This window comes from Streptomyces sp. SP17BM10 (assembly GCF_036322405.1).
GTDB lineage: Bacteria > Actinomycetota > Actinomycetes > Streptomycetales > Streptomycetaceae > Kitasatospora.
This window is the reverse complement of record NZ_JAQYXB010000480.1, coordinates 65581-78339: the sequence shown is the minus strand read 5'-3', so window position 1 is coordinate 78339 and position 12759 is coordinate 65581. Positions and strand designations below refer to the sequence as shown.

Below are 12759 nucleotides of genomic sequence, written 5' to 3'. Positions count from 1 at the left end.
CCCCATTTCCGACCCGGCATCAGCCGCCGGATCCCCGATATATTCTAATGGTGGGATGGGAGAGTAAGCATTAGAATGACAATGCGTCAATTCGCACCACTGTGATCAATTTCATGCACCGGTCATAGCGGCAGCCTCTGGTCAAAACGGACAGTCAGACCACTGTGGCACTTGCCGAAACGAACGTTCGGACGACACCGTTCTCATCGGCCGCACGGACCATATCCGCAGGTCATAGCGCTTCTCAAGGGGAATCTCACCGTGAACAGACAGCGAGCGCGCCACGCCGCGCTCCTTCGACCACTGACCGTCGCAGCGGCTCTCGTGGCCGCCTCGGCCGTCGCCCTGCCGCCCGCCGTCGCCGACCAGCCGTCGGCCACGCCGTCCACCGCCGCAACGGCGGCGAACGACGCGCGGCACCTGAAGGACGTCCCCCAGGGCGACGTGGTCGGACAGGCGATAGCGAAGGCGAAGTCGACCCACCAGCAGGTGCCGGTCGACTCGCTGACCACCGCGTCCAGCGAGACCGTGGCCACGCCCGACGGCCACCTGAAGCTGACCTCGCACGCCGAGCAGCAGCGCACCAAGCGCAACGGCAGCTGGCTCCCGCTGGACGCCACCCTCGCCGCGAACCCGGACGGCACGTTCTCGCCCAAGGTCTCGGCAGCGCCGCTGGTCCTCTCCAAGGGCGGTGACGGCCCGCTGGCCACCCTGACCGACGCGGACGGCAAGAACCTGGCCCTCACCGCGCCGTTCAAGCTCCCGGCTCCCACGGTCAGTGGCGACACCCTGGTCTACCCGACCGTCGCGCCGGACACCGACCTCAAGGTCACCGCCACCAAGGCCGGCGGCCTGAGCACCGTACTGGTCGTCAAGACGCAGGCGGCCGCGGCCAACCCGCAGCTCGCGAACCTGCATTTCGACGTCGCTGGTGACGGCATCTCGGTCAGCGGGGACAAGGCGGGCAACCTGGTCGCCAAGTCGGCCGACGGCAAGCCGCGTTGGGCGTCGGCCGCGCCCCTGATGTGGGACAGCTCCACCTCGCCCGCAGGCGTGCGCCCGCAGGCCGCGGCCGCCAACGCCCCCGCCCCGTCGGCGGCGTCCGGGAACGCGCACGAGCAGAGCGACCCCACCGCCCCCGGACGCGCCGCCCGGACCGCGCAGGTGCCGGTGACCGCGAACGCCGGGGGCGTCGACCTGGCGCCGAGCCAGGACCTGCTGGCCCACGGCACCGCGCCCTACTACATCGACCCCGACTTCGTCCCGGTCAGCGAGGACGGCTACGCCTGGACCTGGGTCCAGTCCGCCTACCAGACCACGCAGAACTGGATGCAGAGCGGGTCCAGCGACGCCTCGCACCCCGGCGTCGGCGTGTGCGGCTACTACGCTGCAGGTGGCAGCTGCCCCAACGACATCGAGCGCACCTTCTACCAGTTCAACGTCAGCGGCATCGAGGGCGATGTCATCGGCAACGCCACGGTGACCCTCCAGGAGTACGTCTCCGCAAGCTGGAGCTGCACCACCACCTACCCGCTCGACCTCTACTGGACCACGTCCATCAGCAACAGCACGAGCTGGAACAACCAGCCCGCCAAGCAGAGCGGTTCGCTCGGCACCGACCAGGTCGGCGGCTCCGGCCAGACCGGCTGCCACGACAACGTGCCGTTCAGCTACACGGTCACCAGCGCGGTCCAGCAGAACGCCAACGCCAACAACGGCACGATCACCTTCGGCGTCTACGGCGACGAGTCCAACGCGAACGCGTTCAAGCGGCTCACCTACCAGCCGTCGATCTCCGTCACCTACGACCGCACCCCCAACACCCCGAGCGGCAACAAGACCACCCCCGAGCCCAAGCTCGTCAGCCCGTCGCAGACCTACGAGGCGTGCGAGAACAGCCCGATGAGCTCCTGGGGCTGGCTCGGCGCCGGCAGTGACCAGGCCAACGCCGTCAGCCTCAGCGCCACCGTCTCCAGCCCCGTCCAGTCCCAGCTCTACGGCCAGGCCAGCGTCTGGGACGACAGTGCCAACGGCAACGGGGTCTTCTGGGGCTCCACGGCCCTGACCGCGAGCGGCGGCACGGCCTCCGTCTCGCTGCCGGCCGGCACGCTCAAGGACGGGCACGACTACGGCTGGTACATGTACGCATACGACGGCGTGCCGAACGTGCCGTGGTCCAGCCCGAGCACGGTCTGCCACTTCCGGGTCGACCTGACCCAGCCGACCCTCTCCCTCGGGTCGACCACCGGCACCTACACGTCCTCGCAGTTCCCGCCGTCCGGCAGCGGTGTCGTTTCGACGGTCTACGTCGGCCAGCAGGGCAACATCCCGTTCACCGCCAACGACCCGACCCCGGTCGGGGGCGGCGACGTCTCCGGCGTGGCCTGCGTGATCTACGGCTTCGACCCGCTGCTCGCCGACGGCACACCGGTGTGCGGCAGCTCCCTGTCCGGCAACCAGATCCCGGTGACCGCGAGCCACTGGGGCACCAACATCGTCTACGCCCGGGCCGAGGACAACGCCGGCAACCTCTCCCCGATCACGTCGTACTCGTTCTACGTGCCGTGGAACCCCTCGGGGCCGAAGCCGGTGTTCGGCGACGTCACCGGTGACGGCGTGCCGAAGATCGTCGCGCCGGACAGCGCGGGCAACCTGCGCGCGTTCAGCGTTCCGGGCAACCCGCTCGCGCCCAAGGGCGTGGACTTCGTGTCGGCCAAGCCGACCAACACGCCGCCGGTCGACAACGGCAGCGGCTCCGCGGGCGACTCATGGGCCAACTACCAGACCACCCACCGCGGCAGCCTCAGCGGCGGCGTGAACGTCGACGACCTGTTCGTCCACAAGCCCGGCAGCCTGAACCTGTACTGGTACAAGAACGTCGGCAACACCAGCGGCATCCCCGGCAAGTTCGACAGCAATATTTCGGTCACCAAGCCGGACTGCGACGCCGGTCAGACCGACTGCACCGGCTACGTGAAGAACTGGTCCACGACTCTGGAGATCGCCGCCAGCGGCGACCCCACCACCAGCCAGCTCAACGCGGGGACCTTCAAGGACCTCACCGGCCTGTTCACCATCGAGACGAACTCCGCGGGCGACGCCTCCCTCTGGTACTACCCCGGCGTCGGCAACGGTGCCCTCGGCACGCCCAAGCGAGTCGTCGGCACCGGAATGAAGGGCTGGAACCTCATCTCCCCGGGTGACTGGGCCCAGCAGCCCAACCAGTCGCAGCCGGGACTGTGGGTGCGCAACCCGGGCAGCGGTGACCTCCGCGGCTACGTCCTCACGGCCGGGACCGTCAACGTCCCCAACCCCATCGGCAGCGGCACCACCGCCTTCCCCACCTTCACCGGCATCGCCAGCAACACCCTGATCGGCTGCGGCGTCACCTCCGCCGCCTACCCGCGGGTCGGCTCCGACGGCGACCTCACCGGCAACGGTCACTCCACCCTCTGGGGAATCACGTCGTCCGGTGACGTTCGGATCTGGACCGGCTTCCCCGACTTCCCGACCACCACCGGTTCCAGTTGCAGCCCCGGCTACACCTGGACGGCCAGCAGCGTCGTCCTGAACACCGCCTTCGGCGCCGACCGCTGGCAGCTCACCGGCGCCACCAGCAACAACGGCGTCGCCACCGACACCAGCACCCTGGCCCCCGCCACCATCAACGGCAACGTCCTTTGGACCACGGGCCCCAACAACACCGCACAGGGCGCCGCCAACTTCAGCAACGGCGGCTACCTGCGGACCGCGGCGCCCGTCGTCGACACGTCGCAGAGCTACACCCTCTCCGCGTGGGCCTACCTCGGATCCGCCCCCACCGCGAACCAGACGGTCCTCGCCGAGGGCGGTACCAACCACCAGGCGTTCTACCTCTGGTACGGCACGGACGGCGGCTCGAACACCTGGGCGTTCACCACCACCGGCAGTGACAACCCCAGCACCACCTGGAACGGCGTCCAGTCCACGATCAAGCCGAACATCGGCAACTGGGACCACCTCGTCGCCACGTACAGCGTCGACACCCACGTCATGACGCTCTACGTCAACGGCAAGTACGCCGGCTCCGCCACCAACACCAGCCCCTGGAAGGCCCCCAACGGCCTCTCCATCGGAGCCTCCGCCGCCGCCGGCGGCAGCTCCTACAGCAACCTCACCAACGGCGCCGTCACCGACGTCCGGACCTTCCCGTACGCGCTGACCGCCGACCAGGTGGCCGCGCTCTGACCGACCGGCCACGGCCACGAGGGCCTGCGGAGAACCTCTCCGCAGGCCCTCTCTCAGTTCGCGGCCGTGTCCCGGTCCGCCGGCTTCCAGCCGAGGGCGGGGGCGAGGCGGGTGGCGAGGTCGGTGAGGATCTGGACGTAGTCCTCCGGGGCGAAGGTGAAGGGCAGGGCGAACGCGACCTCGTCGATCTCCCGGAACGAGGCGTGGGCGTGGAGCTGCTCGACGAGTTCGTCCGTCGTGCCGACGAAGTCGCGCTCGAACAGCAGTCGGGCCGGGCCCTGCGGCATGCCTGTCCGGTGGGCCCTGGAGGCGGCGTAGGCCTCGTACGTGGCGCGCTGGGCGGGTGTGGCGCTGTCGGTGGGGATCACGACGAGCCCCTGGGAGATGCGGGCGCGCTCGCCGTCCGGGTGGGCGGCGCGGAAGGCGCGGACGTGGGAGAGCTGGATCGCCGCGAAGTCGTACGCCTCGGCCTCCTCCTCCGGCTTCACCACGCTGCTGATCAGCAGGTTCAGCCCGTTCTCGCCCGCCCACCGCACCGAGCGCAGGCTCCCGGCGCCGTACCAGATCCTGGAGCCGAGCCCGGGGGAGTGGGGCTGGACGCGCCGTGAGTACACCTCGATGCCCTCGGTCCCGGCGAAGTCGGAGGCGGGTTCGCCCCGGACGAGGTCGAGCAGGCGCCGGGCGCGGGCCGGGCCGAACTCCTGGTGGTCGCCGGTGTCGGGGTAGAGGGCGTCGCGCACCCGGTCGTAGTGGGCGGGCGGGCCGGAGCTGATGCCGGCGTTGAGCCGCCCGCCCGAGAGCACGTCGACGGTGGCCAGGTCCTCGGCGAGGCGCAGCGGGTTCTCCCAGCCGAGGGGCGTGACGGCGGTGCCGAGCTCGATGTGGCGGGTGCGCTGGCTGGCGGCGGCGAGGACGGCGACGGGGGAGGAGATGCCGTACTGGAGGTGGCGGTGACGCAGCCAGGCGCTGTCGAAGCCGAGGCGTTCGCCGAGTTCGATCAGTTCGAGGGTGGTCTCGTGGCCTCGGCGCGGGTCGGCCTCGTCGAAGAGGCCGATGGTGAGGAAGCCGAGCTTGCGCAGCGGTCGTGGGGTGGTCGACGACGGCATGGCGGGCCTCCGCGGGGACGGGACGATCGAGGGGTACGGACCGAACCTACGCATGCCGCCGGCCGCCCCACAAGATCGCCGACGGACCGTAAACGTGGCCGCAACCCGCCCGCCACACGGTGCAACACGACGGGGCCCCCGCTCACGGAGCGGAGGCCCGTCGTCACGCGGCGGTCAGCAACTGCGCAGCTCCGGGCTCTGGTTGCGGATCTGGTTGTGCAGCGACGTGAACTCCCGGTACGCCTCGCTGGTCTCCGCACCGGGCCGGAACGCGCCGACGCGGTGGCAGTTGACGAACGCCAGCGTCACGTCGAAGTGCCGCTCCAGGCTGCCGCGGATGGCGTTGCTGGCGAGGGCGCGCAGCAGCTGGGCGCGCTCCTCGTCGCTGGGTGTGGTGTTGTCGTTGACGAACTCCTCGTCGGTGGCGGCGAGTTCGGTGCTGAGGCCGGCGACCACCTGGTAGGCGTAGGGGAGCGACGTGCGGACGGTTTCGACGAAGTCGGCCTCGTCGACCTCGCCGTGCGCGGCCTGGGCGAGGAGGGCGGGGGAGACGTCGAGCGACATGGGGGTGTCCTTTCGCAGGGGAGGGCGGGGCTGGTGGTGCCGAAGGTGTCAACGGTTAACGAAGATGAAAACCATTGCTATATGGACTGTCCTGGACGCCCTGATGTCCTGTCAAGTGCGGCGCGGTGTGACCGACTCCGGCGCGCGCCCCCTCCGTCTCGCTCCCCGGGAGGTCCGCCACGAGGTCGCCCGGGGCCGCCGGGTGACCCTCACCCGGCGGGTTCGGACGCCTTGTCCGCGACCGGGGCCGGAACCTTCGGCAGCTTGATGACGAACACCGCCATCACCACCGCCAGCACCGCGAACACCAGCCCCATCTCGAACGCCCGGGAGATGCCGTGCACCAGCACCTCCGACGAGTACGGCTCCGGGAGCTTCCCGGTCACCCTGAACTGGAGCGCCTGCTGGGGCGTCGCCTCGTGCAGGAACTTCGCGACCTGGTGCTGCGCCTCGTTGCGGCTGGCCGTGCCGAAGACCGTCACCAGGATGGACAGGCCCAGCGAACCGCCCACCTGCTGCATGGCGTTGAGCGTGCCGGTGACCGCGCCCGTCTCGTGCGGGGCCACGTGCGAGACGACCGTCAGCATCACCGGGACGAAGATGGACCCCATGCCGAGGCCGAACAGCAGCGTCGGCCCGAGGATGCCGGAGGCGTAGGTGGTGTCCAGGGAGATCCGGCTCGCCCAGAACACCCCGCCGAGGACCAGGAGCGAGCCGACCACGAAGAACGGCTTGGCGCCGAACCGGACCTGGCTGCGGGCGGCGAACTGGGCCGCCGCGACGATGGCGACGCTGATCGGCAGGAACGCGAAGCCCGCCCGCAGCGGACTGAACCCGAGGATCTCCTGCACGAACAGGGTGATGAAGAAGAAGATGCTGAACATCGCCGCGGCCAGGCACAGCATCAACCCGAAAGCGCCCGCGCGGTTGCGGTCGCGCAGCAGGTGGAGCGGCGTGATCGGCTGTGGCACCCGCCGCTCGTTCAGCAGGAACGCGGTGAGCAGGACGACGGCGAGGCTGAACGCGAGGAGCGTCACCGGGTCCGTCCAGCCGTGGTCGGAGGCGCGGATGAAGCCGTACACCAGGGACACCATGCCCGTGGTGGCCGTGAACGCGCCCAGGAGGTCGAAGCGGCCGGGGTGCCGTTCGGACTCGTTGATGTAGAGCGGGGCCAGCAGGGCGATGGCGATGCCGATCGGCACGTTGACGAACAGCACCCATCGCCAGGACAGCCAGGAGGTCAGCATGCCGCCGAGCAGCAGCCCGATCGCGCCGCCCGCACCGGCCACGGCCGAGTAGACGCCGAACGCGCGGTTGCGTTCCGGGCCCTCCTTGAAATTGGTCGCGATCAGCGCGAGCGCCGTCGGTGAGGCGATCGCGGCGCCCACGCCCTGGAGCGACCGGGCCGCGAGCAGCCACGGCGCGTTCTGCGCGATGCCGCCGAGCAGCGAGGCGGACGAGAAGACCAGCACGCCGACGATGAACACCCGCCGGCGCCCGAGGATGTCGCCGGCGCGGCCGCCGAGCAGCAGGAGCCCGCCGAAGGTCAGGGTGTAGGCGTTGATCACCCACGACAGGTTGGTGGTGGAGAAGGCCAGTGCCTGCTGGATGTGCGGCAGCGCGATGTTCACGATCGTGATGTCGAGGACGACCATGAGTTGCGTGGCGGCGATGACGGTGAGCGCTATCCCCGGGTGCTGGCCGCGGCGGGCGGACGCCGGCGGAGCCGAGGCCAGGGCGCGGGAGGTGGCCATGGCAGATCCCCCAATGGCTTTGGGAGCGAACGACGGAAGGGAACGGTTTCGTTCACTAACACCGACACTAATCCCGGGCGCAAGGGGAGCACAACGGGTACTAACCGTTTCCGCTGAGGTTCAGGTGGGGGAACAGGTCGACGAAGGGCTCGGTGGTGACGCGGACGCTCCCGCCGAACGGATCGTCGAAGTCCCAGATCATGAACAGCAGGAAGGCGATCAGCGCGCTGAAGCACCCGGCCAGGACCAGTTCCCGCGGCGTGTGGCGGATCTGGAGGGCGAAGAGCATGCCGATGGTGATGGCGGCGCCCGCGATCAGCCCGGCCCAGACCAGGGCGGGCATGGTGGCGCCGGCGTACTGGCCGCGGGCGCTGCGGGCGTCGTCCGCGGCGGTGACCCGGTCCAGGATCGGCAGGTAGGACTGCGCCTCCAGCTCGGTGGTCGGTGGTCTGGTGGCGATGTCCGCACGCACCTGTTCGAGCAGCTGGGTGCCCTTCTCGGAGATCGTGCCGTGGTCGCGCATGTACCTCCACTCGACCTGGTCGACGTACGTCACGTAGGCGTCCACGTCCGCCCTGATCTTGTCGCGCACCTCGACCGGGTAGACCGCCGCCCGGTCGCTGACCTCGTGGAGCGCCTGGGCCTCGCGGAGCACGTCGTCCTCGGCGGACACCCGCGCCTGCCAGACGCCCGCGATCGCGAGCCCGAGGACGATCGCGTAGACGACGCCGATCATCATCGTGATGTACTCGATGACGTCCGGCGTCTCGTCGTGCCTCGGCTCGGTGCTCTGGTGGCGCCGTAGGAGCACCACCGCCCCGGCGACGAGGCACGCTGCGGCCGCGGCGACGGCCAGCGCCACCCAAGGACCCATCGGAACTCCTTCTCACTGGCGGACGGACGTCATCGGCGTTCGTGCTTGGGGCCGCCGCCCCTGCCGGCCTTGCCGTGCCCCGGGCGCAGCGCCGCCGCGGCGAGGACCGCGGGCACGAGGATCAGCAGCAGGGTGGCCGTCATCGGGATGCCCTGGTGGTACGAGCGCGCGGCGGTCGGGCGGGCCGGGGGCGCGCGGAACGTGGGCACCGGGGTGGGCGCCTGGGTCGGCCACACGGGGGTGGGGCGAGGGGTGGTCGGTGCGGCCGGGCTCGCTGCGGCCAGCTGGGCGGGCTGGGCGGGCTGGGCGGGCCGAGCGGTCGGGGGCGACGGCTGTCGTTCGGCGACGGGCTGCGCCGCCGGGCCCGCCGCGGCGGGGGCGGGCCCGGCGGCGGTAGCAGCAGCGTCCGGGGCCGGGATCTGCGGTGCCGGTGCCGGATCCGGCGCTGGTGCTGGCAGTGGGGATGCAGCCGGCACAGGTGTCGGACTCGGAGGCGTAGGGGTGGGAAGCGCCGCCGCAGGCGTCGGCGTGAGCGTCGGCGCGGGTGAGTTGGTGGGCACCGGTGAAGCAGTCGGCGCGGGGGACAGGCTGGGCACCGGCGTGGACGACGGGCTTGGTGTCGGCGTCGGCGTCGGCGTCGGACTCGGACTCGGGGAAGGCGTGGACGCCGAGGACGGCGTCGGTGTCGGCGTCGGGCTCGGACTCGGGCTCGGACTCGGACTCGGACAGTGAAGCAGATGGTGGTGATGATGGTGACCACCGTGATGGTGACCACCGTGGTGGTGCCCACCGTGGTGGTGACCGCCGCGCTCGTCCTCGCCGTCCCGGCGCCCCGGGGTGGAGCACGGCCGGTGGTGCCCGTGCTCCGGAGCGGTGGTCACCTCCACCTGAGCGGTCTCGCTCGCCTTGACGCACACGCAGAAGCCGGCGACCGGATCCGTCGGATGCCCGCCGCCGTGGTGCCCGCCGTGCGCCGCGGACGCCCCGCCCACCAGTACGCCCACGGCCACCACGCTCGCCACCGCCCCTGCCGTGCGCACCCACCGTCCGGGGCGGAGGCGTCCTGCGCCTCCTGGCTGCGGCCGCTCGACCTCTGGGCACTGGGGAATGGTGTCCACACCTCCGGGGCGACGGCACGGTGCGCGGCGGGCTTCCATCGGGCGCCGCAAGGATCTCCCCGGCGGTGCTTCGGCGACCAACAGGCGCGCCGTTCACCTGCCGCCGGTCGGCCCACGGGCGGACAGGTTCAGCCGCTCGGCCGCACGGCCCAACGCGGGACGGAGACGGTGGTGACCCGCCCCGGGCCGAGCGGGCCCGGTCCGCGGAGCCCCTGCCGGCGGCGGGCGCCTCGCGCAGGGCCGTGGCCCGGGACGGATGTCCGGTGGCTGGGCACGCACTCCCACCACGTGGGCACACTCAGTAGGATCTTCGTGTTCCCCGGTCACCCGAAGCGGTTCGCGGTGTGGCCGTTTCGTAGCAGGTCCATCTGGAGGAGAAACCCTCATGGCTCAGGTCACCCTCAAGGGCAACCCGGTTCAGGTCGCGGGCGAGCTGCCGCAGTCGGGCAGCCAGGCGCCCTCGTTCACCCTCGTCGGTGCCGGTCTCGTCGACGCGTCGCTGAAGGACTTCGCGGGCAAGCGCAAGGTCCTGAACATCTTCCCCAGCGTCGACACCCCGACCTGCGCGGCCTCCGTCCGCAAGTTCAACGCCGAGGCCAACGAGCTCGGCGACACCGTCGTGCTGTGCATCTCGGCCGACCTGCCGTTCGCGCAGGCCCGCTTCTGCGGCGCCGAGGGCCTGGAGAACGTCAAGACCCTCTCCACCTTCCGCAACCGCGACTTCCACGCCGCCTACGGCGTCGACATCGCCGCGGGCGCCATGGCCGGCCTGACCGCGCGCGCCGTCGTCGTGCTCGACGAGAACGACAACGTCCTGCACACCGAGCTCGTGGCGGAGATCGCCGACGAGCCGAACTACGACGCGGCCCTGTCGGCCCTGAAGTAAGGCGCCTCCCGGCCCCGACCGGTGGGCGCGGCCGGTTCTCCGGCCGCGCCCACCGCCGTCAGCCGCCCGCCGGGACGCGGAGGGTGCCGTAGCGCTGCATGCGCTGCCAGCGGAGGCGGGAGCCGGCCAGGGCGGTGAAGACGGACTGGATCACCACCAGGTACATCAGCTGGCGGTAGACGAACTGCTGTAGCGGCAGGCTCCACAGCGGTCCCAGGCGTTCCTTGTCGAGGCGGAACGCGTACGCGCCCATCAGCAGCTGGACCAGCAGGAAAGCCGCCCACGTGCCGATGATCCGCACCGGGTCGAGGAAGACCACGCCGTACAGCGCGAAGACGTCGACGACCGGGGCGAGCAGGGGCAGCAGCACCTGGAACATCAGCAGGTAGAGCAGGCCGCGGCGGCCGAGCTTGCCCGCCTGGCCGCGCTGGACGAGGGCGCCGCGGTGCTTCCACATCGCCTGGAGGGTGCCGTAGCACCAGCGGTAGCGCTGGCGCCACAGGGCGCCGAGGGAGGCGGGGGCCTCGGTCCAGGCCTTGGCGCGCTCCTCGTAGACGACCCGCCAGCCGGCGCGGCAGAAGGCCATGGTGAGGTCGGTGTCCTCGGCGAGGGTCTCCTCGCCCACACCGCCGACGGCCAGCAGGACGGAGCGGCGGAAGGCGCCGACGGCGCCCGGGACGGTGGGCATGCACTCGGCGAGGTCGAACAGGCGGCGGTCGAGGTTGAAGCCGACCACGTACTCGATGTGCTGCCAGCGGCCGAGCAGGCCGCCGCGGTTGATCACCTTGGCGTTGCCGGAGACCGCGCCGACCGAGGGGTCGGCGAAGGGCTGGACGAGGTGGCGGACGGCGTCCGGCTCGAAGACGGTGTCGCCGTCGACCATCACCAGGAGCTCGGCGCGGGCGGCCGCGATGCCGGTGTTGAGCGCGGCGGGTTTGCCCGCGTTCTCCTGCCGGATCACGCGCGTGTAGGGGAGGTCGAGGGACTCGACGAGGTCGGCGGTGCCGTCGGTCGAGCCGTCGTCGACGACGATCAACTCGACCGGGTGGTCGGAGGCGAGCAGCGAGCGCAGCGCGGCCTCGATCCCGGCGGATTCGTTGTAGGCGGGCACGATGACGCTGACCGGTTCGGTGACGGGCGGCCCCCAGGGCCGGCGGCGCAGCCGCTTGTGCCGGCGGGCTGCGACCAGGAGGGCGACGGCGCGCAGCACGCTGATCGCGCCCGCCGCCCACAGCAGCCAGCCCAGCACGGTGAGCACCCACCCTCCGCCCCGGAGGATCCAGATCAGCGCGAGCCCCTGGAGGTGGTCGGCGGTGCCGGCGGCGTGGACGGGGTCGGACAGGCCGACGGCCTGGCTCACGGTGGCGAAGTGCAGGCCGCGCGACTTGAGTTGGGGCAGCAGGGTCTTCAGGGCGGCCACGGTCTGCGAGCGGTCCCCGCCCGCGTCGTGCATCAGCATGATCTGGCCGGGGCCGCCCGGGCGGTCGTCGAGCGCCTTGAGGATCTGCGGGACCCCCGGCCGCCGCCAGTCCTCGCTGTCCTGGGTGGTGAGCACGGTGAGGTAGCCGGAGCGCCCGGCCTGCTGGACCGCGTCCCACTCGCGGTCGTCCAGGGCGTCCGCGCTGGAGGAGTACGGCGGCCGCAGGAGCGAGCTCGTCACCCCGGCGGATCCGGCGAGGGCGAGCTGGGTCTCGCGCAGTTCCAGCGAGCGGCGCCAGGCGGGAGCCGGGCCGAGGTCGGTGTGGGTGAAGGTGTGCACGCCGATCTGGTGGCCCTCCGCGACGATCCGCCGGACCAGGTCCGGGTTGGCGGCGGCCTGGGTGCCGACGACGAAGAACGTCGCGTGCACCCCCTCCTCGCGCAGGACGTCGAGGACCTGCGGCGTCCACGTCGGGTCCGGGCCGTCGTCGAAGGTGAGGGCGACTGTGCCGGGCTCGGGCGCGGCGCTGCGCGGCTGCGGGCCGGCGGTGTCGATCACCGGGCCGCCGTTGCGGACGGCCGCCGGCACGGCGTCCGCGGCCGTGGGCGTGGCGGCCTGATCGGGGCGGTCGTCGAAGCTGTGCTGGGTGTAGCCCTGGAGCGCCAGGGCGCCGGTGAGGGTGAGCAGCAGGGCGCCCAGCAGGAGCCAGTGGGTGCGCAGCGGGCGCTGGCGGACCACACCGCGTCGGCCTCGGCGGGCGCGGTCGGGGGTACGTCGTCGGCGGGCAGTGCTCATGGTGCGGCTTTCGGC

9 protein-coding genes are annotated in these 12759 nt (G+C 71.5%); 3 read left to right on the top strand and 6 right to left on the bottom strand.

Annotated elements, in window-relative coordinates; all coding sequences use genetic code 11:
* The first annotated feature begins 261 nt into the window (after positions 1 to 261).
* Positions 262 to 4227, top strand: coding sequence for a LamG-like jellyroll fold domain-containing protein (locus PUR71_RS07970; RefSeq protein ID WP_329925648.1), 3966 nt, complete (start codon positions 262 to 264; stop codon positions 4225 to 4227).
* Positions 4228 to 4280: 53 nt separating this feature from the next.
* On the opposite strand, the gene PUR71_RS07965 is transcribed toward PUR71_RS07970, so the two are convergent.
* The 5 genes from PUR71_RS07965 to PUR71_RS07945 form a co-directional block, all read right to left on the bottom strand.
* Complete coding sequence (locus PUR71_RS07965) at positions 4281 to 5333, bottom strand: LLM class flavin-dependent oxidoreductase (protein ID WP_329925647.1); 1053 nt, start codon at positions 5331 to 5333, stop codon at positions 4281 to 4283.
* Positions 5334 to 5507: 174 nt separating this feature from the next.
* The gene (locus tag PUR71_RS07960) at positions 5508 to 5897 is read right to left on the bottom strand and encodes an SCO5389 family protein (RefSeq protein WP_329925646.1); all 390 of its coding nucleotides are present in this window, start codon (positions 5895 to 5897) and stop codon (positions 5508 to 5510) included.
* Positions 5898 to 6106: 209 nt separating this feature from the next.
* Positions 6107 to 7651, bottom strand: a complete 1545-nt coding sequence (locus tag PUR71_RS07955) for an MFS transporter (protein ID WP_329925645.1) — start codon at positions 7649 to 7651, stop codon at positions 6107 to 6109.
* A gap of 100 nt (positions 7652 to 7751) precedes the next feature.
* Complete coding sequence (locus tag PUR71_RS07950) at positions 7752 to 8525, bottom strand: bestrophin-like domain (RefSeq protein ID WP_329925644.1); 774 nt, start codon at positions 8523 to 8525, stop codon at positions 7752 to 7754.
* Positions 8526 to 8554: 29 nt separating this feature from the next.
* Positions 8555 to 8734: a hypothetical protein gene (locus PUR71_RS07945; protein WP_329925643.1), complete on the bottom strand. Its 180-nt coding sequence runs from the start codon at positions 8732 to 8734 to the stop codon at positions 8555 to 8557.
* A gap of 319 nt (positions 8735 to 9053) precedes the next feature.
* Here PUR71_RS07945 and PUR71_RS07940 point away from each other — a divergent pair, with 319 nt between their 5' ends.
* Both PUR71_RS07940 and tpx read left to right on the top strand, forming a co-directional pair.
* Entirely contained in the window at positions 9054 to 9257 is a 204-nt protein-coding gene (locus PUR71_RS07940) for a hypothetical protein (protein WP_329925642.1), read from the top strand.
* Between the two features lie 771 nt (positions 9258 to 10028).
* Positions 10029 to 10529 (top strand): thiol peroxidase, encoded by a 501-nt coding sequence (gene tpx / locus PUR71_RS07935; RefSeq protein ID WP_329925641.1) that lies wholly within the window; start codon positions 10029 to 10031, stop codon positions 10527 to 10529.
* A gap of 58 nt (positions 10530 to 10587) precedes the next feature.
* On the opposite strand, the gene PUR71_RS07930 is transcribed toward tpx, so the two are convergent.
* Positions 10588 to 12744 carry a bifunctional polysaccharide deacetylase/glycosyltransferase family 2 protein gene (locus PUR71_RS07930; RefSeq protein WP_329925639.1) on the bottom strand — a complete coding sequence of 719 codons (2157 nt, stop codon included), beginning with the start codon at positions 12742 to 12744 and terminating at the stop codon, positions 10588 to 10590.
* Between the last annotated feature and the right edge of the window lie 15 nt (positions 12745 to 12759).

What these genes read in the sequence shown, in the direction of transcription:
- PUR71_RS07965 (WP_329925647.1), bottom strand. Translation starts at nt 5,333, where the DNA reads ATGCCGTCGTCGACCACCCCACGACCGCTGCGCAAGCTCGGCTTCCTC.
- PUR71_RS07960 (WP_329925646.1), bottom strand. Translation starts at nt 5,897, where the DNA reads ATGTCGCTCGACGTCTCCCCCGCCCTCCTCGCCCAGGCCGCGCACGGC.
- PUR71_RS07955 (WP_329925645.1), bottom strand. Translation starts at nt 7,651, where the DNA reads ATGGCCACCTCCCGCGCCCTGGCCTCGGCTCCGCCGGCGTCCGCCCGC.
- PUR71_RS07950 (WP_329925644.1), bottom strand. Translation starts at nt 8,525, where the DNA reads ATGGGTCCTTGGGTGGCGCTGGCCGTCGCCGCGGCCGCAGCGTGCCTC.
- tpx (WP_329925641.1), top strand. Translation starts at nt 10,029, where the DNA reads ATGGCTCAGGTCACCCTCAAGGGCAACCCGGTTCAGGTCGCGGGCGAG.
- PUR71_RS07930 (WP_329925639.1), bottom strand. Translation starts at nt 12,744, where the DNA reads ATGAGCACTGCCCGCCGACGACGTACCCCCGACCGCGCCCGCCGAGGC.